Origin of the sequence: Serpentinimonas maccroryi (assembly GCF_000828915.1) — a bacterium.
Classification (GTDB): Bacteria; Pseudomonadota; Gammaproteobacteria; order Burkholderiales; family Burkholderiaceae_C; genus Serpentinimonas; species Serpentinimonas maccroryi.
The window spans coordinates 151,346-174,337 of record NZ_AP014569.1; the positions used below are offsets into that span (position 1 = coordinate 151,346).

The following is a 22,992-nucleotide window of genomic DNA, read 5'->3' on the forward strand; positions in this document are numbered from 1 at the left end:
ATATAGAGCAGTGGGGTTGAAGGGAACTGTTTCAGAAAAATACCGAGCTGTTGGTTGTCTTGCGACATCAACTCAAGACTGCATCATGGTAAATCTTTACTGTCTCCTCCAAGGAGAAAACTTGCATCCAGTTCGCTTAAGTGATTGATGCCTAACATTGCCATATCACGCGATATTTCATCACGTAGTAGTGAAATACCTTTACGCACTCCGACCGAACCACCAACTGCACTTGCGTAGTTAAAAGGTCGGCCCAGAAAGACGAACTTTGCCCCGAGCGCTAGTGCCTTAAGTACGTCAGTACCACGTCGGAGACCGCTATCGATCATTACCGGAACCTCGGAGCAGGAACGTACGATTCGGGGTAGAACTTGTAGCGGTGCCACTGTGCCATCTAGTTGGCGACCGCCGTGGTTTGAAATAATGATGCCGTCAACACCGGAGTCCACCGCCAGTCGCGCATCGCGAAAATCTAGGATGCCTTTGATCACCATTTGGCCTGGCCACTGTTTGCGAAGCATACGTAAATGGCTCCAATTTAGGTGGCCACGATCAGAGAAATCCCGTGATACGTTGGGCGACATGATTGGTGCACCCCGGTGTGCAAAATTATTTTCAAAGTGTGGCATACCGTGGAGAGCGATCGTTTTAAGGAATGTGCCAAACAGCCAACGTGGGTGTGTGAGCCCCTGCCAAGCGAGAGAGAGGCTCGGACGCATCGGGGTAGAAAATCCAGCTCTGATGTTATGCTCACGGTTGGCGGCAATCGAAGCGTCTACTGTGATGACAAGGGTACGGTATCCTGCAACCTTGACACGCTCTACGAGTGCCAGGATATTTTTTTCGTCGCCAGGTAGGTATGCTTGGAACCAAGCGTTTGGGTTGACCTTTATCACTTCCTCCATCCGTATCAGTGAGGAGCCACTCATGATCATTGGGATATTTTCACGTTCAGCTGCCTGAGCTAAGACGATATCGCCGCGGTAAGCTGATAAAGCGCAAATTCCCATCGGGGCGATGCCGAAAGGTGCAGAATACTGCATTCCTAACACGGATGTTGAAGTGGTGCGCTTGGATATGTCGATCAAAACCCTTGGAAGGAACTCGTATCTCTCGAATGAGGTGGCGTTCGCTCGCAGCGTGTGGTTTCGTTCTACTCCACCAGAAATATAGGCGTAAATTGGCTTTGGAAGGTGCTGTTTAGCAGCCTTATCAAAGTCATCTAAGCAAAGAATGTGCTCAAGGCCAGATGGCATTTTTTTAATACCGTCAGAATGTGGTTTTGTATTATTGGCCTGTCTAGGCAAAGTGGCTACTTCGCTGATTGAGTGGTTCTGTTTTTTCATTGATGATGGCAATTTGTGAATAGTGCAATGTGATGCGGAAGGTTCATGCATTCAAAATTATACAAGTGTAGGAATTTCGTGCTCGTGTTTCATTTGCGTTACAGAGTTTTGATCAATAGCAGTAGATGGTGTTGCATCTAAAATCTTATCGCATTAACAGAGTGGGTAGAAACAGAACCAGTTCTGGCAGAAAGGTGACTGTAAGAAGAGTCGCGAGCAGCGCGAGCAGGAATGGCCATATCTCGCGTACGAAATCCAAGATATTTACCTTGAGGAGGTTGCATACCACAAACATCACGATTCCGAATGGCGGTGTCACTAGACCGATCATTAGGTTCAAGACAACCACCACACCCATGTGAACTGGGTCTAGGCCGAGTGCAGCAAATACCGGCACTAGTACAGGGACCACGATGATCAGAAGCGCAGTAGCATCAAGGAACATGCCGAGCACCAGCAGAATTGCGTTGAGGAGTAGAAGGAACACAATCTCGTTGTCGCCGATCAATGCCAGCATTTGCACCACATCTTGGCCCACTTGCTCGCGCGCTAGCAACCAGCTGAACGGGGAGGCGGCGGCAATCACAAGCATGATCACGCCTGTTTGGACGCTTGTTTCCAGCAGGACTTTGGGTAGGTCCGCAACTCTCAGGCTGCGGTAAAACATCGTCGTCAGGACTATGGCGTAAAGGACTGCCACCGCTCCAGCTTCAGTTGGAGTGAATACTCCTGAAAGAATGCCGCCGATTATGATCACCAACATCATCAGTGGTGGCCCTGAAGTGCGCAGCGCCCCTAAGATCCTACTCAAGTTAGGCTGCTCTCCGCGTGGTAAATTACGTCGGCGAGCAATCACATTTACTGCGATCATGAGAAAAACTCCCATCATGATGCCAGGTACGACACCTGCCAAGAACAGCTGTCCAATGGAGGTTCCTGCAATTGATCCGTAAATGATGAAGGGAATGCTGGGTGGGATCATAGGCGCAATTGCTGCAGACGCGGCGGTAAGGGAGGCAGCAAACCGGGGACTGTAGCCGGACTTCAGCATAACAGGCACCAAGATCTTACAATCAGACACCGCGTCGGCGATTGCTGAGCCGGTCATGCCTCCCATCATCATGCTGTTTACAACATTGACCTGTGCCAGCCCGCCTCGAAGGTGCCCCACCAGTGCTAGGGCTAGGTTGCTCAGTTTTTGTGTCAAGCCACCACTGATCATTAGGTTGCCAGCCAGCAGGAAGAACGGGATCGCCATCAGGGGAAAGCTGTCCGCGCCGGTCAGAATGCGTTGTGGAAGCACCATCAGAGGCACGTTGCCTAGGAAGAGGAAGGCGGCCGCTGCGCTTAACACCATGGCGAAGGCGACGGGCATGCCGATTGCGAACAGCAGAAGGCTGCTTACCAGTAGAATGGTGACCATGTTGCTGCGTTTCCTCAGGCAAGCGAAGTGGGCTTTGCGCTCTTGATTTTGCGAATGGTGCGTTCAACCTGGTAGGCCAACATAATGGCTGCGCTCACGGGGATGGCTGCGAACACCCACGACATTGGAATCTCTAGCATCGTCGCTTTCACGCCTGAAGTCACCTCCATGATTTTCAGACCTTGAACAAGCAAGATCAAGAGGGCAACCACGATCAGCACATCCACCACCCAAGCCAATATTGATTGCGCACCACGGGGTAACATCATTACGAGGGTGTCGATTACAATGTGACCGCCATGGCGGAAGGCTACCGCAGCGCCGAGAAAAGTGATCCACACCAACGAGTAGCGCGCTAATTCCTCGCTCCAAGCGAGCGGGTCGTTTAATACGAAACGAAAGAACACCTGCAAAATGATGGTGCCTACCATAATTGCCATCAAACAAGTGACAACTGTCTCTGTGCCCCAGCGCCATGCTAGAAGCGCAGCCTTCAGGGGAAGGCGGATCCATTCAGTGCCATCGTTTGGCTGCGGCTTGTAGTGAGGTTCCTGTTCTTTCATGATTTTAACCTCTGATGTAATTGGCAGCCAAATTTCAGATCAATGGGCTAAGCTTGGCCTTTGCTGATGCGCTCCTTGCAGCCGAAACCCTAGTGACAAGTATGCTTCAGGCTCATCCTGCGGTCCTGATGACCGCGTCCAGCAGACCGGGTAGCCATCTGTCTGCAAACCTTGGCGGTACCTCGCGTTGCACCACGGTTGAGAAGGCATTGATGTCGGGTTCAATAACGTTCATCCCTCTTTGACGCAAAGTTGCGAGCAGCCCGACTTCCCGTTGCGCAATTTGTTCATCTGCGTGCGCGGAGGCGTCGTTTACCGCCTGCTGCAGCAGCCTACGGTCTGCTTCGGTCAATGATTGCCAGAAACGCTCACTGGCGATCATCCAGCCATTACCGCGCACGTGTGTCGTCAGCACGAGATGCCTCTGCACTTCATGAAAACTATTTCCATGAATGGTCGACAACGGGTTCTCTTGGCCGTCGATCGTGCCCTGCTGAAGCGCAGTAAACACTTCAGGAAAAGCCATTGGGGTTGGGCTCGCCCCTAGAGCACGCCATGCAGCCAAATACACGGCTATTTCGGGTACACGCAGCTTAAGCCCCGCCAAATCAGCCGGAGTCCTTACGGGGCGGTTGCTGGTGGTAAGGTGGCGTGGTCCGCGGTTCACGATGCCCAGCACGCGTATGCCCCTCCGCGTTAGAAATTCTTGGTGCATGGCCTGACCGATCGGTCCGGAGAGCACGTTGCGCAGATGTTGCTGGCTGCGAAACAGGTATGGCATATCCAGTGCAGCATACAGAGGGGCAGCCACGCTGATGATGAGTGAGCCAGAACGGCCCATTTCAATGGCCCCGATCTGCATCGAGTCGTACATGTCTCTCTCCGCGCCAAGCTGACCAGAATGGGTGTTCTGCACTTGGATACGTCCGTTGGTGCGTTCTGCAAGCAGACTTTTGAGTTTCTCAGAAAAATGGTAACCGTCGCCACCTGGGCCGTCGGTATGGTTGAAACGGATGGTGATCTGACGTGCACCGAAGACAGGGCTACTGCTGAGTCCCACTGTTGCAGCGACACCCATCGCGGCGAGGACATTACGCCGATTAAGGCGCATCTGAAAGGACGTGTTCATCTTTGTCGTCTCCATTTTAATGACTTTGCTCATGAAAAAGAAAGTGGGCAGAGCCGTTCGGCTTCGGCGCACTGCTTTACGCGCCCAGCCACTGCCTTGGCTGTTTTCACTGTGTTTGACACGGTCAACCTTGGAAGTATGCAACCTTTAATTTGGTGAAGAATTCAAGATTGCTGTGGCCGATCGAGAAGGCACCTAACCCTGAGCCCTTCATGCCACCGAAAGGCATGTGTGCTTCGCTGTTGGTCCCATGGTTTACATGCACCATGCCGCTTTCGCTCTCTCGAACGAAGCGCAATGCCTCGTCAACATCACGGGTAAAAACGGATGCGGCGAGACCGTATTCGACCGAGTTCGCTACAGCGATCGCCTGCTCCGAGTCTCGAACGGTGATGAATGAAAGTACCGGGCCGAAGATTTCCTTGTTAGCCAGCAAGTTTTCCGGGGTAATGTTCTCAATGAGAGTAGGCTCTAGGAAGTTGCCCTGCGCTAGTTCGCCTTCTTCTGGTACGCGGCCGCCGTATCGGATGCGGGCACCTTGGTTGAGGCCAGCGGCAACGTTGCGCAGTACTGACGTGCGATGCTGATCAGATATGAGGGGCCCCATCGTGCTAGACGATTCCCATGCAGGACCGATCTTGATCAACGACATCTCCCCAACGAGTGCCTCACTTAATTCGTCCGCGAGGCTCTGAAGTACGATGACGCGGCTGATAGCGGTGCAACGCTGTCCGGAGGTGGTGAACGCGGCCTGCGCGATCTGTCTTGCTATGGTTCCAGCGTCCCTGTAGCTCAGAACGATGGCTGGGTTCTTGCCGCCCATTTCGAGTTGAGATTGAACCATTCGTTGCCCGGCTAGAGCGTTGATGTCAGACCCTGTCTTTGTTGAGCCCGTGAAGCTTATACCACGCACGTGCGGGTGCATGACCAGTGCCTCACCAACCTCTCGACCAGTTCCGAGCACCAAGTTCACTACACCCTTCGGTGTTCCAGCTTCCCGGAACAGCTCGACCAGCTTAACCGAGCACCATGGGGTTTGATTGGAGGGCTTCAAGACTGTCGTGCAGCCGTAGGCCAGCGCTGGTCCAATTTTTCGGACCGGCGTTAGCAACGGAAAGTTCCACGGTACTATAGATGCAATGACACCCACAGGCTCTCGAAAGCTCATGGCTAGGCCATTGCGCTTTTCACTGGGAAGGGTGTAGCCCTCCATGCGGCTGGCCTCACCAGCAACGAATCGCAGCTCTTTAACCGCTCGGATAACTTCTCCTCGCGACTCGGATAAGATCTTGCCCTGTTCGGCGGATACAAGAAAAGCAAATTCATCAGCGCGCTTCTCAATCATTTCAGCTACCCGAAACAGAATAGATCCGCGCTCAGGGCCAGGTACATTGCGCCATTCCTTCCAAGCACAGTAGGAAGATTTGACAGCGCGGTCAACGTCTTCCCTTGTGCCTTCGGTGAAATGGCCGAGTATTTGGTCGCGGCGGGCTGGGTTGGTCAATGTCATCGCATTAGACCTTGCCTCTTCCCATTCGCCATCGATGTAGTTGCCGTAACGCTTACCTATGTGATCGTTGAGCCAAGTTTGCATATCCATGGGGGGGGTTCCTCGTTATTGGTGTGCTACAGCTCGGCGCGTAGCAGCGTTTTGATATCTTCCAGCGTAGGCTGGCGCGGATTGACCGGGACATTGCCCGATAACATTGCATCTGCCGCTACGTCATTCAGGTCGGACTCGGTCATGCCGAATTCACCGAGCCTAGCGTTTATACCTATGTCCAATTTCATCTTTTCAATGGCGGACACCGAGCGCTCGGCCGCTTGCTGCAGGCTCAGCCGCTCTATGGGTTCACCGAATATTTGCGCGATCCGCGCGAACTTGGCCAAGCTTCCCGGTAGGTTGTAGCGCATTACCCCGGGTAGCATGATTGCGTTGACCAGCCCATGAGGGATATGGAAGCGTGTTCCGAGCGGCATGGCGAGGGCGTGTACCAAGCCGAGTCGGGTACTGTTAAATGCCATTGCAGCGATGGTGCTTGCCAGCAGCATATCGGCACGAGCTTGGCGGTTGCCCGGTTGCATGACGGCCAAGCGTAGGCTGCGGGCAATCAGTGTCATCGACTGCTCCGACATCGCTTCAGAGATTGGCTGAGTCGTCGTGTTTACGTACGACTCCAGCGCGTGGGTCAAGGCATCGATGCCAGTGGCGGCCGTGATGGCAGGCGGTAGCGACATCGTCAGCTCGGGGTCTAGCAGGGCAATGCGCGGACAGTTTAAGATGCTACCAATACCAAATTTCTGGTTTTTCTCCCGGTCGGAAAGCACCGACCAGATAGTCATCTCACTGCCCGTACCAGAGGTGGTTGGGATCGCGATCACGGGAACGCCGGGCTTGCTGATCTTCCCCATGCCGGCGTAATCGCGGATGTTGCCTGGGTTGGTTAGCATCACCCCGATCGCCTTGGCTACATCCATTGCGCTGCCACCGCCAATACCTATGATCACGTCGCAATTCCAAGGCTTCGCCAGTTTTACGCCAGCGTCAACAGACCGGGCATCGGGGTCGCTTTCAACCTCTGTGAAGGTTATTACCGGAATGTCGTCACCCAAGGCAGCTATCACCCGGTCTACTAGGCCGGCCTTGTGCACGCCTGGGTCGCCAACCACCAGTGCCCGTTTGCCGCCGAGGTTCTTCACGAGTTCAGGGAGGCGGGCAAGTGCACCCATGCCAAACTCGATCGCCGTTGGGTTGTGGAAAGAAAAGGGGGCAATGCAAGCACTCATGCTGTCTCCGGTCTTTTTTGTTTGGCATTGCTGCTTTTCGAGCAGCCAGTCATCAGAACTTTATACTGCACTAGAACTAAAGTCCAATGCATAATATGTGGCGTATTGATGCGCTAAAAGCATCAATGCGGGAAGAGACTGCCTGCGCCCTGTGGACGCGCCATGCGTCGTATGCGATAGGGCGGGGGGTTATGACCTTTGCGTTCTTACTTGGTCTTTACCGCCAAGCTGGGCTGCCACTGCTAGTGTTACCTCGCGAAAGACGCGAATGGATGGCGTGTCTCCCTTGCCGCGCAACCAGCTGAGCCCGACCTGCAAGGGTTCAGGGCGGTCAAGGATCTCAAGGAACTGGACCCCCTGCGGCTGCAGATTGCGGGCGGAACCAGGGATGATTGCTAGGCCGACACCAGCACTGACCAGTCCAGCTACAGTGTGAATTTGGGTGGCTATTTGTGCCACGCGTGGTGTGAACCCAACACGTTCGCACATCGCCACTATCCGAGAATGAAACAGCGGGCTTCCGCGTGAGGAGAACATCACCATCTCTTCTCCTTTGAGCTCTGACAAGCTTACTGCGGTCTGCGCCGCCAGCCGGTGCGAGTGTGGTACGGCGACGAGGAAAGGGTCCTCCAGCACCGGTTGAAACTCCAAATCAGCAGGTGCTGGTTGAATCCGCAAGAGCCCGATGTCGATCACGCCCCGTACGAGGGCCCCATGCTGTTCAACAATGGTCATTTCTTGCAGTTCGAGTTCGATGGCCGGATAGAGGTGGCGGAAGCGCTCGATGATCAAGGGAAGTATCCCGTAAGTTGATGAGTGAATGAAGCCTACCAACAGACGACCCAGCTCCCCGGCGCCCGTGCGCCGCGCATCGATCACCGCTCGCGCCACGTCTTGGAGTACCAAGTTGCTTCGGTCTAGTAGCAGTTGTCCAGCCGGCAGCAGCTCAACGCGTCTTTGTGTGCGCAGCAACAGTGGTGTCCCGATTTCAGATTCCAACTGCTGAATTTGTCGTGACAGCGCAGGTTGTGAAATGTGCACCCGTGCAGCCGCTCGCCCGAAGTGGAGTTCTTGGGCGACGGCTTGAAAATACCGAAGATGTCGTAGGTCTATCATTTGATGCCATATTATGTGAGATCAGGGTGAGTACCTTAACAGCACGCTGCGCTTTCGGCTACAGTGGTAACGGTGTACTTAACCCACCCGCAACCTATGACCACCACTTCGCACACTGAAACATTGCTGCATTCTGCGCATGTTGCAACCGACCACTTTGGCAGCGCCCCCGCCCCCCTGCTGCGCCAGCTCTTTGCCGCCGCCGTGGCCGCTGCGCAACCGGCGCTGTGCTTGCCGCCGCACCTGCCGCGCGCGGCCGAAATCGGCTCTGGCCGCCTGTGGGTGGTAGGGGCGGGCAAGGCCTCGGCGGCGATGGCGCAGGCCGTGGAGGCGCACTGGGATGGCGACCCGCAGGCCTTGGGTGGCTTGGTGGTGACGCGCTACGGCCACGAAGCGCCGTGCTCGCGCATTGAGATCGTGGCTGCGGCGCACCCGGTGCCCGACTTGGCGGGCTGGCGTGCCGCCGAGCGCGTGCTGGCCAGCGTGCAGGGTTTGAGCGCCGCCGATACCGTGCTGTGCCTGCTCTCGGGCGGGGGTTCGGCCTTGTGGCCGCTGGCGCTGCCCGGCTTGGGGCTGGCCGAGCAGCAGGCGCTGGCGCGCGCCATGTTGGCCAGCGGGGCCCGCATCGGCGAGATCAACTGCCTGCGCCGCCACCTCTCGGCGCTGCAGGGTGGGCGGCTGGCGGCGGCTTGCTACCCGGCGCGCGTGCTCACACTGCTGATCTCGGATGTGCCCGGCGACGACCCGGCCGACATCGCCTCCGGCCCCACCGTGCCCGACCCCAGCACCTGCGCCGATGCGCTGGCGATCGCGCAGCGCTACCGCCTGCCCCTGCCAGCGGCGGCGCTGGAGCTGCTGCACAGCGGGCGCGGCGAAACGATTAAACCGGGTGATGCGCGGCTGGCACGCAGCGAGCTGCGCTGGCTCGCCACCCCGCAAATGGCGCTGGAAGCCGCGGCCAGCGCCGCGCGCGCCGCCGGTTTTGAGGCGCACATACTGAGCGACGCGCTGCAAGGCGAGGCGCGCGAAGTGGGCAAGGTGCTGGCGGCGCTGGCGCGCCAGATCGCGCAGCGCCAGCAGCCCTTTGCCGCGCCGTGCCTGCTGCTCTCGGGCGGCGAGACCAGCGTCACGCTGCGCACCCCCAGCCCCGGCCAAGGCGGGCGCAACGTCGAGTGCCTGCTGGCTTGCGCGCTCGAATTGGTCGGCCAGCCGGGTGTGCATGCCTTGATGGCCGACACCGACGGCATCGACGGCAACGGCCCCGCCGCCGGAGCCCTGATCGGCCCCGACACGCTGGCGCGCGCGCAAGCCCTGGGGCTGGATGCGCAGCACATGCTCGACCAGCACGACGCGCACGGCTTTTTCGCCGCCTTGGGCGACGCGCTGCACAGCGGCCCCACGCGCACCAATGTGAACGACTTCCGGGCGCTACTGATTGCTCCGCCCTGATCAGGCCCGCGCCGGCCGGACTTCGGTGACGGCTGCGCGCACAAAGGCGCGCTGCGCGGCGGCGTAGTCCCATTGCTCGATCTGGCAGCAGCCCGGGCTTGCATGCGGTGCGCCCCAACGCAGCAGATTGACCGAATTGGGCAGGCCTTCGCGCACCCGCGCCGACACCGCCGTGCCCGCCTGCACCGCCCACAGCGGCCGCGCCAGCCCGTCAACGGCCCGCACATAAGGCAGGTGGATGTGTCCGCCCAGCACCAGATCGGCACCGGCGGCGGCCCAGCGCTGCAGCGCCGCTTCGTGCCCGCGCAGAAGGTTCACCACATCGCTGCTCCGGATCACGGCCACCGGCTGGTGCACCACCACCACGCGCAACTGCGCCGCAGTGGCCGCTTCGAGCCGCTGGGCCACGCGCTCGATCTGTGCCGCCGACACCTCGCCATGCTTGTGCCGCCAGGGCCGTGTGGTGTTGAGGCACAGCACCAGCAGCTCGGGCGAACTGTGCAGGGGTTCGAGTTCCGGCCCAAAGGCCGCCAGATACCTGGCGTAGGGGCGACGCAGGCGCGTCCAGAGGTCGAGCAGCGGGATGTCGTGGTTGCCCGGAATCGCCAGCAGTGGTGCGCCCAGCCGGTCCATGAAGGCGCGGGCGGCGCGAAACTGCCCCGGCCGCGCGCGCTGTGTGATGTCGCCCGAGAGCACCGCCAAATCGGGGCGCAGCTGCTGCGCCAGCGCCGCCAGCGCCTCGAGCACCGGGGGCTGTTCGGTGCCAAAGTGCGTGTCCGAGACCTGCAGCACGAGGCTCACGGCTGCGTCCTAAGGTCGGGGGCAGGGGGCGGCTTGAGCAGCAGCAGCGGTTGTTCCAGCACGCGAAAGTCGAGCGGTGCGCGCATGCGCGTCACTTACAGCACCAGCGTGCGCACATCGCGGGCCTCAATGCCCTGTTCGATGTGCAGGCGCAACTGGCGCTGCGCGCGCAGCAACGTGACGCAGGCAGACCAGAACGCCACCCAGCGGCTGCGCCCGAAGCGCGCCTTGTAGGCCTCGCGGTCTTCCAGCAGATCGGTGTACAGGCCCATGCTGGCGTTGACCAGGAACAGGCGCTGGTTGATGGCCGCCACCTGCACCGGTTGCGCGGCCCAGCCCAGCAGCCCACGCACCGCCTCGGCCGGGTCGGTGGGTATGCCGTGCGTGCGCGCAAAGTAGTTGAAGGTGCCTTGGGGCACGGCCCCCATGGGGCAGCCGGCCGCGTGCGCGTACTGCGCCACCGTGTTCAGGGTGCCGTCGCCGCCCACGGCCACCACCGCCGTGCCGGTGGCCAGCGCCTTGGCCGTGGCTTGTTGCGCCACCGCGCTCAGCTCAGCCGGCTGGCAAAAATGCAGCTCCCCGCGCCGTCCAGCGGCCTGCAACACGCTGTCGATGAGCGCGCCCTTGGCGTCGGCGGCGCTGCGGCCCGAAGCCGCGTTGATGACGAGCTGCAGCGCCGCGGCGGGGTCGATGGTGGGGCTGGGGCTCATGGCGCGCACGCCATCCGGGTGGAGACGATCGGATGCAAGCGAATTCAATCGTGGCGCAGCAGGTCGCCAAAGACGGTGTGCTCGCCCTCTCGGCGATCGGCACCGGGTGCGTCGTACAACACCAGCCAGCTGGGCTTGCGCCCCGCAAGGTCGGCCGGCAGATCGCAGATCGCTTCGGCGCGGTTGCTGCCCTGGCCATGCGGCAGCACCACCGATTCGCTCAGCGCCGACTCGAACCGCACCGGCTCCAGGTTGGCTTCGAGAAGCAGCCGCGCGGCCGGCCATTTATAGACGCGGATTTCGCCGTTGAGCACCATCGTCGGGCCGGCCAGCAGGTACAGGTCGTCGCCAGAAAAATGCAAATCGCGCACACCCAAGCCATCGAGCTGCAAAAAGTGTTTGCGCAGCAGCGTGCCGTTGTCGTCCAGCGGTACCAGGCGCAGTTCGTCGCCGCGCGCCTGCACTTCGATCTCGAGCAGCGCCGACCAGCCGCGCAGCACCGGCCCGCGCAGGCCCAGCAGCAGCCGGCGCCCGAACACCGCCAGGCCTTCGATGTCAAAGCCGTTGTCCTTGCCCGGGATTTGCAGGTAGGGCCCGAAGTGCGGGTCGTCGGCCAGCGCCCGCGTGAGCAGGTTGTGTTGGGCATCGCCCTTGATGCGCAGGGCGCGGCGGCCGTCGGCGGCCAAGCGCACCAAGCAAGGCGCGCCGCTGGCGTCGGGCTCGATCGGCAGGCAGGCCAGCAGGCGCCGGTTGCCGTCTAGGGCCAGCTTGGCCAGCCGCCGGGCGTTGTCGGCGTGGCTGCGCTCGGGTTTGGCGTTTTTGCGCTTCAGGCCATGCGAGCCCACCAGCCACAAAAAGCCGTCCACCACCGCCATGCCCTCGATGTCGGCCTCTTCGTCGGGGGCGCCGGGCAGATCGAGCAGGTCGGCCAGCGGGAAATCGCACACCTCGCCAAAGCGCAGCGTCTCGCGTCCCACCGGCTCGAGCCGGCGCAGGCGCTCGACGCCACAGGCTTCGTCGCCCGCCACCCAAAGCCAGTCGCCCGTAAAGGCCGCCCCCGAGAGGTTGGTTTTAACCAGGCAGTCGGCGCTGAACTCCAGCCGCACGGCATTGGCGCTTCGGGTGTTGGGCATGGGGGGCTCCGGGGTTGGTGGCGTGCACGGACGCACGGTTTAGCGCTGTATAGCATACATTTTGCGCCAGCGCGCCAGCAGCGGCCACAGCAGCAACAGCAGCGCCAGCCCCAGTGCCGGCAGCACCAGCGGTTGCGCCAGCAGCACCAGCCCATCGCCGCGCGCGTGCATGAAGGCGCGGCGCAGGTTGTCCTCGAAGATCGGCCCGAGCACGACGCCAAAGACGATCGGGGCCAGCGGATAGTCGGCCTTGCGCAACACATAGCCCAGCAGACCAAAACCGGCCAGCAGCGCGACATCGAAGGCCAGCCGGCTTTGGGCATAGACCCCAAGCACGCCCACCAGCACGATCAGCGGCGTCAGCCAGCCCAGCGGCAGCGCCAGCAGCCGCACCCAGAGCCCGATCAGCGGCAGATTGAGCACCAGCAGCGCCAAGTTGGCCAGCACCATGCCCCAGATGATGGCCTCGAACAGCTCCGGCGAGCGCTCGAACATGACAGCGCCGGGGGCGATGCCGTGCAGCATGAAGGCCCCCAGCAACACCGCCATGGCCGGGTTGCCGGGCAGCCCGAGGCCGATCAGCGGCACCAGCCCGGCTTGGGCGCTGGCGTTGTTGGCGGCCTCGGGCCCGGCCACGCCCGACAGCGCGCCGTGCCCGTACTGGGCGCGGTCACGCGCCACGCGCCGCTCCAGCGCCAGGCTCATCATCGAGGCCAGCAGCGTCTTGCCGCCCGGCAGCATCCCCACCAGTGCGCCCACCGCCGTGCCGCGCAGCGCCGGCGCCAGACTGGCACGCAGTTCGCTCACGCGCGGCCAGATGCGGCCGATGGGGGCGATGCGCGTGCCGGCGCGCAGCCCGGCGTGGCTGGCCAGCACCTCGCCCAGACCAAACAGGCCGACGATCAGCGGCACGAGGCCGATGCCGTCGCGCAGTTCAGCCAGCCCGAGGGTAAAGCGCGGCGCCCCGCCGCCGAAGTCGGTGCCCACCAGCCCGAGCATCAATCCCAGCAGCAGCATGGCCAGGGCCTTGAGGCGCTGCGGCTGGCCGATGCAGACCAGCGCCACCGCCGCCAGCAGCACCAGCGCGGCCACATCGGCCGGCCCCAAGCCCAGCGCCAGCCGCGCCAGCGCCGGTGTCAGCGCCGCCACCAGCGCCGCGGTGATGAGGCCGGCCAGAAACGAGGCCAGCGCCGCCACCGCCAGCGCCACCCCGGCCTGCCCCTTGAGCGCCAGCCGGTGCCCTTCTTCGGCCGTGACCACGCCCGAGGCCTCGCCCGGCAGCTTGAGCAAAATGGCGGTGGTCGAGGAGCCATACTGGGCCCCGAAATAGACCCCACACAACAGCACGATGGCCGCCTGCGGCTCGAGCAGAAACGAGGCCGGCAACAGCAAGGCCATGGTGGCCGCCGGCCCGATGCCGGGCAACACCCCAACCAGTGTCCCCAACCCGGCGCCGAGCAAGGCCGGGCCCGCCAGCGCCCACGCCAGTTCGAGGCTCATCATGGATGCAAGGCCGCTGCCAGGGCCGGCGGCAGCAGCTGAAACGGCACCTGCAAGCCGAGCACAAACACCAGCAGCCAGAGCAGGCTCAAGGCCGATCCGATCAACAGCGCGTGCGGCCAGCGGTTGGCGGCGGCGCGCGCCGCCAGCAGCGCCAGCAACCAGGTGGCCAGCGCCACCCCCAGCACGGGCACCAGCAGAGCAAAGCCCAGCACCGCGGCCAGCGTCAGAGCGGCGGCGCGCGGCTGGCCGGCGTTGGGGGCCTCGGCGGCGCAGACCGCCGATTCGGTATCAGCGGCGCAGACCGCAGATTCGGTCTCAGCAGCGCCGGCCGCCGTTTCGGCCTTGGCCCAGCCGGCCCGATGGCTGCGCCAGAGCAGCAGCAGCGCCACGCCCAGCAGGGCAACGGCCAACAGCCCCGGCCAGTAACCCGGCCCCATGCGCGTGAAGCTGCCCAGCGCCAGTTCGGGCCGCTGCCCGACCTGCGTCAGCACCCACACCGCCAGCAACAGCAGCGCCCAAGCCACCGCGCGCAGGCCCCAGAGCTGGGCGGTGGGTGCGAGCTCCAAGGGACCTAAGGGGGCCGAGGAGGTGACGGTGTTCCTACTGCCGGCCGCATCGCCGCTGCCAGACCAAGCCCAAGCCGCAGCGCCAACCGTTGTGTGGGCCGGGCTGCAGGGGGCATCGGGTGGGGGTGCGGGCGCGGGGTTATCTGACGGCCGCATACTGATCAATAACAAGAACCATTCGCATTAGCGTTATTTTATGGTCTAATGCCGTTTCCGTCAAGGGACAGACTGTGGCCGTTTGCGCTGCCGATCGTCGCCTCACCCAAAGCTAATTTTTTCGGAGTTGTCTGCATGAGCACCCGCCGTACCCTACTCAAATCATCGGCCGCTGCGGCGGCCCTGGTCGTCGCCCCAGCGATTGTGCGCGCCCAGAATTTTCCTTCGCGCCCGCTGCGCCTGATCGTCGCTTCGGCGGCCGGTGGCAATGCCGACGTGGTCACGCGCCTGATGGCGCCCGAGCTCGAGCAGCGCCTCGGGCAGCGCATCGTGGTTGAAAACCTCGCCGCTTCGTCGGGCATGCAGGGCACCGAGGCGGTGGCGCGCGCCGAGCCCGACGGTCACACGCTGCTGGTGGGCACCGCCTCGCAACTGGTGTTCAATCTGGCGCTGTTCGACCCCATGCCCTTTGACCTCGTGGGCAGCTTGCGTGGCGTGGCCATGATCAACAAGGTGCCGCTGGTCATGCTGGTCAACCCCAATGATCCGGCCGCCAACATGCGCGACTACATCGCGCGCCTGCGCGCTGCACCGGGGCGTTACCAGTACGGTTCGGGCCCGCGCGGCACCACCACCCACATCACTGGTCTGATGTGGGCGCGTGCGGCCGGGGTCGAAGTCCAACACGTGCCCTACCGCGCCGGCGCCGAGGGGCTGCGCGATCTCATGGCTGGGCGCATCTCGCACCAGTTCGACGTCGCCGTGACCGCCATCCCGCACGTGCAGTCGCGCGCGCTGCGTGCGCTGGCCGTGACCAGCCGCCGCCGCTTGCAGGTGCTGCCCGATGTGCCCACGGCCGCCGAACAGGGCCTGCCAGGTTTCGAGGGCTTTACCTGGAACTCGATCGCCGCGCCGGCGGGCACGCCGCAGCCCATCGTCGAGCGCCTGAACCGCGAAATCGCGGCCGTGCTCGAAGTGCCGGCGCTGCGCGAGCGCCTCGTGGGCTGGGGCAGCGAGTTCACCGGTGCCATGAGCCCGTCGCAGGTCGATGCCTTTTACGCCGAAGACCGGCGCATCTGGGTGCCGCTGGTGCGCGAAGCCAGCCGGGCGGTTTAGGCGCTTCGATTCACCCCAGCAGGTGCGCAGCCGCAGGCGCATGCATCTGCTTGGGCTCTTGCACCTGTGCGCGCTCCCGGAGATGCCGGCGGTTACAGGACCGTGTTGGTGTGCAGGCCGCCGGGGGGCCTAGCCGCCGTTGCAAACCACCGCCTGCGCCGGCGGTGCGCCAGCCGCAGCGCCGCGCTCGAAGGTGACGACGTGATCCACCGCCGCCTTAATCCCGATCCACTCGCCGACGGCGTGGTCGTGGTGCGAAGGCACGTGCGTCATCACCGTCTCGCCGCTGTTCAGTTGCAGGGTGTAGAGGAACTCGGAGCCGCGAAACGATTTGCGCACGATGCGCGCCTTCACCGGTGCGGCGTCGTCGTGCACGATGTCGTCGGCGCGCAGCAGCACGTCGCACAGGCCGTCGGGGTAAGCGCTGGGCAGCGGGCACGCGGCCACGTCTTGCAGCGGCCCTAGGGGGGTTTGCACCTGCACCTCGGCGCCCAAATGGGCGATCTGCGCCGGGGCAAACACGCCGTGGCCGATGAATTCGGCCACGAAGCGCGTGGCCGGGCGGTGGTAGAGCGTGTAAGCGCGGTCCCACTGGTGCAGCTCGCCCTGGTGCATCACGCCGATCATGTCGCCAATAGCAAAGGCTTCGAGCTGGTCGTGCGTCACCAGCAGCGCGGTGGCCCCGGCGGCCTTCAAAATCCCGCGCACTTCGTGCGCCAGGCGCTCGCGCAGGTCCACGTCGAGGTTGGAGAAAGGCTCGTCGAGCAGCAGCAGGCGTGGGCTGGGGGCGAGTGCGCGCGCCAGCGCCACACGCTGCTGCTGGCCGCCCGAGAGCTCGTGCGGGTAGCGCCCGTGCAGCCCCTCGAGCCCGACCAGCGCCAGCACCTCTTGCACCCGCTGCAGCCGCGCTGGCTTGGGCAGATGGCGCAGCCCGAAGGCCACGTTGGCGCGCACGTCAAGGTGCGGAAACAGCGCGTAATCTTGGAATACCATGCCGACGCGGCGCTGCTCGGGCGGCATATGCGTCTGGGCGTTGCTGACCACTTCACCCCCAAGCGCGACTTGTCCACCGCTGGCGCGCTCGAGCCCGGCCACGGCGCGCAGCAAGGTGGTTTTGCCGCAGCCCGAAGGGCCGATCAGCACCCCGATCTGGCCCGCCTCGAGGCCGAAAGAAACAGAGCGCACCGCAGGCTGGGCGGTGTGGGGGTATTGAACCGAGAGTTGGGACAGGGTCAGGAACATGGTGCTTTATTCTAGACGATTGTTGTTCTCATTCATAATGATGAAAGAGCGTTTCTCGCCTCCGTTTACCCTGCGTCGGCCCACCTCCCGCTTTATACTTTGAGGGCATTTACGCGCCGCTCAACCCGATTCCCATGGCCAAACCCAAGCTGAAAAAAATTCCGACTGCCCAAGTGCGGCTCGGTATGTACATCGAGGGTTTTTGCGGCTCTTGGATGGATCACCCGTTCTGGCGCAGCAAGTTCGTCATCACCGATGCGCACGATCTGAGTTTGGTGCACGGGTGCGCGATCAAGGAGGTGCTGATCGACGTCAGCCAGGGCTTGGATGTCGCACCAGCCGCCGCCACCAACGCCGATCCCGCTTCCGTCGCCGCAGAGCCCCAGCCGCCTGCCGCCAGCCCTGAGGTGCTTGCCAGCTCCGACACCGAGGCGGTCTCGATGCGCGACGAGTATCAGCGTGCAGCCGCCATCTGCAAAGCCGCCACCGGCGCGGTGCGCCACATGTTCGCCGAGGTGCGCATGGGCCGCGCCATCGACCCAGAGGTGGCGCGCCAAGTGGCCGAGGAGATCACCGATTCGGTGTTGCGCAACGGCGGCGCCCTGATCAGCCTCGCGCGCCTGAAAAGCGCCGACGGCTACACCTACATGCACTCGGTGGCGGTGTGCGCGCTGATGGTGGCGCTGGCGCGTCAGTTGGGTTTGAGCGCAGCCGAGACGCGCGCGGCGGGCTTTGCGGGCCTGATGCACGACCTAGGCAAGGCCGACGTGCCGCTGGAGGTGCTCAACAAAGCCGGCCGCCTGACCGAAGCCGAATTTGCCCAAGTGCGCCTGCACCCAGAACACGGGCACCGGCGCTTGCTCGCCGCCGGCGTCGATGACCCGATGGCGCTCGACGTCTGCCTGCACCACCACGAGCGGCTCGACGGCAAGGGCTACCCAAAGCGGTTGGCGGGCGAGGCCATCAGCCGCATGGCGCGCATGGGGGCGGTGTGCGATGTCTATGACGCCATCACCTCGAACCGGCCCTACAAAGAGGGCTGGGACCCGGCCGAATCGCTGGCCAAAATGGCGCAGTGGACCCACGGCCACCTCGATGCCGCGATTTTTCAGGCCTTTGTGCGCAGCCTCGGCATTTACCCCACGGGTTCGCTGGTGCGGCTGAGCAACGGCAAGCTGGCGGTGGTGGTGGAGCAGTCCAAGGCGTCTTTGCTCAAGCCGGTGGTTAAAACCGTGTTTTCCACCACGAGCAATTAGCGCGTGCAGCCGCAACTGATCGACCTCTCGGCACCCGACTGCCGCTGGCAGATCGAAAAGCGCGAAAACCCCAAAGACTGGAAAATCCCCGACCTCGACGCGGTCTGGATGGATGAGCTGGCGAATCCACAGGGCGCATAGGGTGGGTGCAGCAATAGCGGCACCTGGATCCGAGAACTGGCAGGGTGTGGCCCCACCGACAGGAATCGAACCTGTATTTGCCGCTTAGGAGGCGGCCGTTCTATCCATTGAACTACGGCGGGTGGTAGCTGCGCAAGATTATCCCCGATGCCCGCTGCTGAGGGCGACATTGCTGGGGGCGCTATTTCGAGAGCACCCGCGTGGCCTCTTCGAGCCCGCGCAGCGTCAGCGGGTACATGCGCTGGCCAAGGATTTGCTGGATCAGCTCGATGCTGCGCTGGTAGGGCCACAGGCCCGCCGGTTGCGGGTTGATCCAGGCGTGGCGCGGGTAGTGGTGCGCGAGGCGCTGCAACCAGTCGGCCCCGGTTTCGGCGTTGGCGTATTCGACGCTGCCGCCGGGCTGCAGGATTTCGTAGGGGCTCATGGTCGCGTCGCCGACAAAAATCAGCTTGTAGTCGCGGTGGTAGGTGTGCAGCAGGTCGAGTGTGGCGGTGCGCTCGCTGTGGCGGCGCTGGTTGTGCTTCCAGACGAAGTCATAGACGCAGTTGTGGAAGTAGTAGATTTCGAGGTGCTTGAACTCGGCCTTGGCGGCCGCAAACAGGGCCTCGACCTGATGCACGTGCTCGTCCATGCTGCCGCCCACGTCGAGCAGCAGCAGCACCTTGACCAGGTTGTGGCGCTCGGGCACTTGGCGCAGCTCGAGCCAGCCGGCGTTGGCAGCGGTGGCCCGGATGGTGTCGGGCAAGTCGAGCTCGAGCGCGCTGCCTTGGCGCGCGAATTTACGCAGCCGCCGCAGCGCCAGCTTGAGGTGGCGCGGCCCCAGCGGCGCGCTGTCGTCGTAGTCGCGCCAGAGGCGCTGCTCCCACACCTTGAAGGCGCTGCGCTGGCCGCCGGGGCCGCCGATGCGGATGCCCTGCGGGTTGTGGCCGCCGTGGCCAAAGGGGCTGGTGCCGCCGGTGCCGATCCACTTGCTGCCGCCGGCGTGGCGCTCGGTTTGCTCGGCCAGCCGCTGCTGCAGGGTGCGCATGAGTTCGTCCCAGTCGAGCTTCGGGGCGTTGGCCTTTTGCTCGTCGCTCAGCAGCCGTTGCAGCTCCTGTCTTAGCCAGTCGGCTGGGATGGCGCGCGCGCCCTCGCCCGCCACGGCCTGCACGCCTTTGAAGTGGGCGGCAAAGGCGCGGTCGAAGGGGTCGAACAGGGATTCGTCCTTGACCAGCGTGGTGCGTGCGAGGTAGTAGAAATCATCGAGCGAGCAGGCGTCGGGGTTGGCCGGGCCCACGAGGCCGGATTGCAGCGCCTGCAGCAGCGTGAGGTATTCGCGCACCGACACCGGCAGCCGGGCGGCGCGCAAGGCATAGAAAAAATCGATCAGCATGGGTGGGCTGGGCTGGGTTGAGGGCGCCAAACCGCCTCAGCGGTGGCGCTGGTTCATGAACACCAGGCGCTCGAGCAGGCCGGCATCCTGCTCGTTTTTGAGCAGCGCGCCCGCCAGTGGCGGCACCACCAGCTGCTGCTCTTTGCCGTGCAGCGCCTGGGGCGGGATGTCTTCGGCCAGCAGCAGCCGGATCCAGTCGAGCAGCTCCGAGGTACTGGGCTTTTTCTTCAGGCCCGGCAGCTGGCGCAGCTCGAGAAAGGCTTTGAGCGCCGCCGTGAGCAGCTCGTCTTTGAGGCCGGGAAAGTGCACGCCCACGATGCGGCGCAGCGTGGCCGGGTCGGGGAACTGGATGTAGTGGAAAAAGCAGCGGCGCAAAAAGGCGTCGGGCAGCTCTTTTTCGTTGTTCGAGGTGATGAACACCAGCGGCCGGTGCCGCGCCCGGATGGTCTGGCGCGTCTCGTAACAGTGGAACTCCATGCGGTCGAGCTCGCGCAGCAAGTCGTTGGGGAATTCGATGTCGGCCTTGTCGATTTCGTCGATCAAGAGCACCAGCGGCTGCTCGGCCGTGAAGGCCTGCCAGAGCACGCCTTGCACGATGTAGTGGCCGATGTCGCGCACGCGCTCGTCCCCGAGCTGCGAGTCGCGCAGGCGGCTCACGGCGTCGTACTCGTACAGGCCCTGCTGCGCCTTGGTGCTGCTCTTGATGTGCCATTGCAGCAGCGGCAGCCCCAAGGCCGCCGCCACCTCTTCGGCCAGCAGGGTTTTGCCGGTGCCGGGTTCGCCCTTGATGAGCAAGGGCCGCTGCAAGGTGATGGCGGCGTTGACCGCGAGCAACAAATCGGGGCTGGCGACGTAGTGGGGGGAGCCGGAGAATTTCATGGGCAAGAAAGGAGCTTCAAGGAGGTGGGCTGGGTTGGCCAAGGGCCGGAGGAGCCCATTGCTGGCGGGTGGTGCAGGTCGTTGGCGGGGTGCCAAGCCAGATGGTAGGCAGGAAGTGGGTAACTTGCAACAGCCTATGGTAGCGCCAAAGTACCCAAGCAGCATAGAATCACAATTTCCATCTTCCAGCCCCCCCCTTGCAGCGCATCATGCAGCCACCCAGCCCCAGCCTGCGGCCACCTGCCGCCTGCCACCGGCCCTGCAGCCGTGGTGAATGCGCCAGCCTGCGCGCGCATCAAGCTATGCAGGCATGGATGAGCGTGCTGGTTTTTTTGGCCACGGTTGCGGGCGCGACGGTGCATGCCCAAGCCCTGCCCGGGGCGGCCGATTCTGCGCAAACGCCCCTACTGGCCCAAGGAGTACAAGCTTCCCAGTTTGATTTGATGGCGCAAGCCGAGCCCGATTTTTTTGCCGATCAGGCGCCGCTGCAGGTGCTGTCGGTCACGCGCTTGGCACAGCCGCTGGCCGACACCCCCGGTGCCGTCACGGTGCTCGACCGCCAGACCCTGCGCCGCTCGGGTGCGCGCAATATCACCGAGGCGCTGCGGCTGGTGCCGGGTTATATGGTGGCAGGCCTAAACGGTGCCAACTTGGTGGCGGCTTACCATGCGCCGGTGGACGAATACGGGGTGCGCAGCCTGATTTTGGTCGATGGGCGCTCGCTATACAGTCCCAGTTACTTTGGTGGCGGCTTTAGGGCGCTCAACGCGGTGCCGATCGAGGAGGTCGAGCGCATCGAGGTGCTGCGCGGCAGCAACTCGACCGCTTTCGGCGCGCACGCCCTGTTTGGCGTCATCAACGTGGTGACGCGCCACACGCTCGACACGCTCGGTCAGGCGGTGAGCTTCACTGCCGGTGGCGGTGGTGTGGCCGACGTCTACGCTCGCATCGGCTGGGGAGCGCCGGGGCTGGCGCAGCGCCTGAGCGTGAACCGCAGCGCCGACCACGGCCTGCGCGACCTGCGCGACAGCCACGAGCGCGTGCAGCTGCTTTGGCGTGCCGACCTTAAGCCCCGCCCCGCTACCGAGTTGATGTTCCAAGCCGGCTTGAGCGAGTTGGATGCTGGTCATGGGTTTGCGAGCAATCCCGACGACCCGCAGCGTGACGTGGCGTTGCGCAAATCCCACGCGCTGCTGCAATGGCGCCATGCCGATGGCCCTGAGGCCACGTGGAAGGCCACCTTGTCGTGGGACGAAGAGCGCCTCAGCGATCCGAGCCAGACGGATTCGATTGGATTTAGTTTTTCGCCCACACCAGACATCGCCGACCTAATCTACCACGAGCAGCGGCTGGCGCTGGAGCTTGAGCACACGCGCGTGATCTCGCCGAGCTGGCGCTGGGTGCTGGGGGGTGGTGTGCGCGACGACAGCAGCTTTGCGCCGGTGTTGTTTACCACCACCGAGCGCGTGGGCGTGCGCGATTGGCGGGTGTTCGGGCATGCGGAATGGGCGCCGGCACCGCGGTGGCTGCTCAACGCCGGACTGTTTGCTGGCTACCGCAGCGACACCGGCAGCTACTTGGCCCCGCGCCTGATGCTCAACCACGAGCTTGCGCCCGGCCACACGCTGCGCGCCGGGCTGACGCGCGCCGAACGGCCGCCGCTGTTGTTCGAGCGCAGTTCCGATGTGCGCGCTTACATCAACCGTACGCCAGTCGGTACGGTCCACCGCCCGAACCCGGCTTTGCGCAACGAGGTCTTGCAAGCGCAGGAGCTGGGCTACCACGCCAGCTTGGCCGAGGGGCGCGTGAATCTGGATGTGCGGCTATACCAAGAGCGCATGGGCGATTTCATCCAGTTTCGCTCAGGTGTGCCGCGCCAGTACGTCAACGCCCCCGGCTTCACATTGCGCGGGCTCGAGTACCAGCTGATCTGGCGCCCCAGTGAGCGCACCGAACTGCGCCTGAACCAGTCCTTCAACCAGATGCGCTGGCACCAAGCCGGGCCTATAGGCCGCGAGCCGCCCGCCCGTCTGAGCACCGTGGCCTGGTTTCAGCGGCTGGACGACGGCTGGGACGTGGCCCTGATGCTGCACGAACACAACGGCATGTCGTGGCGCCCACCGGCCAGTGCGGTGGGATCCGTCACCCGCGTCGATGCCCGCCTAGCGCGCGCGTTCGACTGGGGTGGCGCGCGCGCCGAAGCCGCCTTGGTGGTGCAGTCGCTCGGCGGCGACATCGACGAATTCGTGCCCAATCGGCTTAGCAACCGGCGCGTCTATGCGAGCCTGCGCCTCGAATTCTGAT

General features: G+C 63.2%; 20 protein-coding genes and 1 tRNA gene. 5 read left to right on the forward strand and 16 right to left on the reverse strand.

Translation table 11 applies throughout. The features are described from left to right. Window positions 1-83: 83 nt before the first annotated feature. The 7 genes from SMCB_RS12295 to SMCB_RS00745 all read right to left on the reverse strand — a co-directional run bounded on the left by SMCB_RS12295 (window position 84) and on the right by SMCB_RS00745 (window position 8,364). Window positions 84-1,256: an alpha-hydroxy acid oxidase gene (locus tag SMCB_RS12295; protein ID WP_082027138.1), complete on the reverse strand. Its 1,173-nt coding sequence runs from the start codon at window positions 1,254-1,256 to the stop codon at window positions 84-86. Window positions 1,257-1,491: 235 nt separating this feature from the next. After that, on the reverse strand, window positions 1,492-2,769 hold the full coding sequence (locus tag SMCB_RS00720) for a TRAP transporter large permease (RefSeq protein WP_034111985.1): 1,278 nt from the start codon (window positions 2,767-2,769) through the stop codon (window positions 1,492-1,494). A gap of 14 nt (window positions 2,770-2,783) precedes the next feature. Continuing rightward, window positions 2,784-3,332 (reverse strand): TRAP transporter small permease, encoded by a 549-nt coding sequence (locus tag SMCB_RS00725; protein WP_082027139.1) that lies wholly within the window; start codon window positions 3,330-3,332, stop codon window positions 2,784-2,786. 112 nt (window positions 3,333-3,444) lie between these two features. Then, the gene (locus SMCB_RS00730; RefSeq protein WP_052468349.1) at window positions 3,445-4,494 is read right to left on the reverse strand and encodes a TRAP transporter substrate-binding protein; all 1,050 of its coding nucleotides are present in this window, start codon (window positions 4,492-4,494) and stop codon (window positions 3,445-3,447) included. 91 nt (window positions 4,495-4,585) lie between these two features. After that, complete coding sequence (locus SMCB_RS00735) at window positions 4,586-6,061, reverse strand: aldehyde dehydrogenase family protein (RefSeq protein ID WP_045534353.1); 1,476 nt, start codon at window positions 6,059-6,061, stop codon at window positions 4,586-4,588. Between the two features lie 26 nt (window positions 6,062-6,087). Then, entirely contained in the window at window positions 6,088-7,248 is a 1,161-nt protein-coding gene (locus tag SMCB_RS00740) for an iron-containing alcohol dehydrogenase (protein ID WP_045534355.1), read from the reverse strand. A 189-nt stretch (window positions 7,249-7,437) separates the two neighbouring features. Then, window positions 7,438-8,364 carry a LysR family transcriptional regulator gene (locus SMCB_RS00745; RefSeq protein WP_052468350.1) on the reverse strand — a complete coding sequence of 309 codons (927 nt, stop codon included), beginning with the start codon at window positions 8,362-8,364 and terminating at the stop codon, window positions 7,438-7,440. A gap of 96 nt (window positions 8,365-8,460) precedes the next feature. On the opposite strand from SMCB_RS00745, the gene SMCB_RS00750 reads away from it, so the two are divergent. Then, window positions 8,461-9,813 (forward strand): glycerate kinase type-2 family protein, encoded by a 1,353-nt coding sequence (locus tag SMCB_RS00750; RefSeq protein WP_082027140.1) that lies wholly within the window; start codon window positions 8,461-8,463, stop codon window positions 9,811-9,813. On the opposite strand, the gene SMCB_RS00755 is transcribed toward SMCB_RS00750, so the two are convergent. From SMCB_RS00755 to SMCB_RS00775, 5 genes are all read right to left on the reverse strand, one after another. After that, complete coding sequence (locus SMCB_RS00755) at window positions 9,814-10,614, reverse strand: metallophosphoesterase family protein (protein WP_045534356.1); 801 nt, start codon at window positions 10,612-10,614, stop codon at window positions 9,814-9,816. Between the two features lie 95 nt (window positions 10,615-10,709). After that, on the reverse strand, window positions 10,710-11,324 hold the full coding sequence (locus SMCB_RS00760; protein ID WP_045537303.1) for a diacylglycerol/lipid kinase family protein: 615 nt from the start codon (window positions 11,322-11,324) through the stop codon (window positions 10,710-10,712). A 44-nt stretch (window positions 11,325-11,368) separates the two neighbouring features. Beyond that, a complete protein-coding gene (locus tag SMCB_RS00765; RefSeq protein WP_045534358.1) occupies window positions 11,369-12,457 on the reverse strand; it encodes a DUF3616 domain-containing protein in 1,089 nt (362 codons plus the stop codon). Between the two features lie 39 nt (window positions 12,458-12,496). Then, entirely contained in the window at window positions 12,497-13,960 is a 1,464-nt protein-coding gene (locus SMCB_RS00770; RefSeq protein WP_045534360.1) for a tripartite tricarboxylate transporter permease, read from the reverse strand. After that, window positions 13,957-14,526: a tripartite tricarboxylate transporter TctB family protein gene (locus tag SMCB_RS00775; RefSeq protein WP_045534362.1), complete on the reverse strand. Its 570-nt coding sequence runs from the start codon at window positions 14,524-14,526 to the stop codon at window positions 13,957-13,959. Before SMCB_RS00775 ends, SMCB_RS00770 begins: the two co-directional genes overlap by 4 nt. 291 nt (window positions 14,527-14,817) lie before the next feature. Between SMCB_RS00775 and SMCB_RS00780 the strand changes: the two genes are divergently transcribed. Continuing rightward, window positions 14,818-15,798 (forward strand): Bug family tripartite tricarboxylate transporter substrate binding protein, encoded by a 981-nt coding sequence (locus tag SMCB_RS00780; protein ID WP_045534365.1) that lies wholly within the window; start codon window positions 14,818-14,820, stop codon window positions 15,796-15,798. Between the two features lie 129 nt (window positions 15,799-15,927). On the opposite strand, the gene SMCB_RS00785 is transcribed toward SMCB_RS00780, so the two are convergent. After that, window positions 15,928-17,040, reverse strand: a complete 1,113-nt coding sequence (locus SMCB_RS00785; protein ID WP_045534366.1) for an ABC transporter ATP-binding protein — start codon at window positions 17,038-17,040, stop codon at window positions 15,928-15,930. A 134-nt stretch (window positions 17,041-17,174) separates the two neighbouring features. On the opposite strand from SMCB_RS00785, the gene SMCB_RS00790 reads away from it, so the two are divergent. Both SMCB_RS00790 and SMCB_RS13225 read left to right on the forward strand, forming a co-directional pair. Beyond that, on the forward strand, window positions 17,175-18,296 hold the full coding sequence (locus SMCB_RS00790; RefSeq protein ID WP_338056278.1) for an HD-GYP domain-containing protein: 1,122 nt from the start codon (window positions 17,175-17,177) through the stop codon (window positions 18,294-18,296). 3 nt (window positions 18,297-18,299) lie between these two features. After that, complete coding sequence (locus tag SMCB_RS13225) at window positions 18,300-18,437, forward strand: hypothetical protein (RefSeq protein WP_338056279.1); 138 nt, start codon at window positions 18,300-18,302, stop codon at window positions 18,435-18,437. A gap of 47 nt (window positions 18,438-18,484) precedes the next feature. Here SMCB_RS13225 and SMCB_RS00795 read toward each other — a convergent pair. The 3 genes from SMCB_RS00795 to SMCB_RS00805 all read right to left on the reverse strand — a co-directional run bounded on the left by SMCB_RS00795 (window position 18,485) and on the right by SMCB_RS00805 (window position 20,688). After that, window positions 18,485-18,559: transfer RNA gene (locus tag SMCB_RS00795), tRNA-Arg, on the reverse strand. Window positions 18,560-18,618: 59 nt separating this feature from the next. Then, window positions 18,619-19,809: a vWA domain-containing protein gene (locus SMCB_RS00800; protein WP_045534368.1), complete on the reverse strand. Its 1,191-nt coding sequence runs from the start codon at window positions 19,807-19,809 to the stop codon at window positions 18,619-18,621. A 36-nt stretch (window positions 19,810-19,845) separates the two neighbouring features. Then, window positions 19,846-20,688 carry an AAA family ATPase gene (locus tag SMCB_RS00805; protein WP_045534370.1) on the reverse strand — a complete coding sequence of 281 codons (843 nt, stop codon included), beginning with the start codon at window positions 20,686-20,688 and terminating at the stop codon, window positions 19,846-19,848. 314 nt (window positions 20,689-21,002) lie between these two features. On the opposite strand from SMCB_RS00805, the gene SMCB_RS00810 reads away from it, so the two are divergent. Then, complete coding sequence (locus SMCB_RS00810; RefSeq protein WP_171820266.1) at window positions 21,003-22,991, forward strand: TonB-dependent receptor plug domain-containing protein; 1,989 nt, start codon at window positions 21,003-21,005, stop codon at window positions 22,989-22,991. The last annotated feature ends 1 nt before the right edge of the window (window position 22,992 follow it).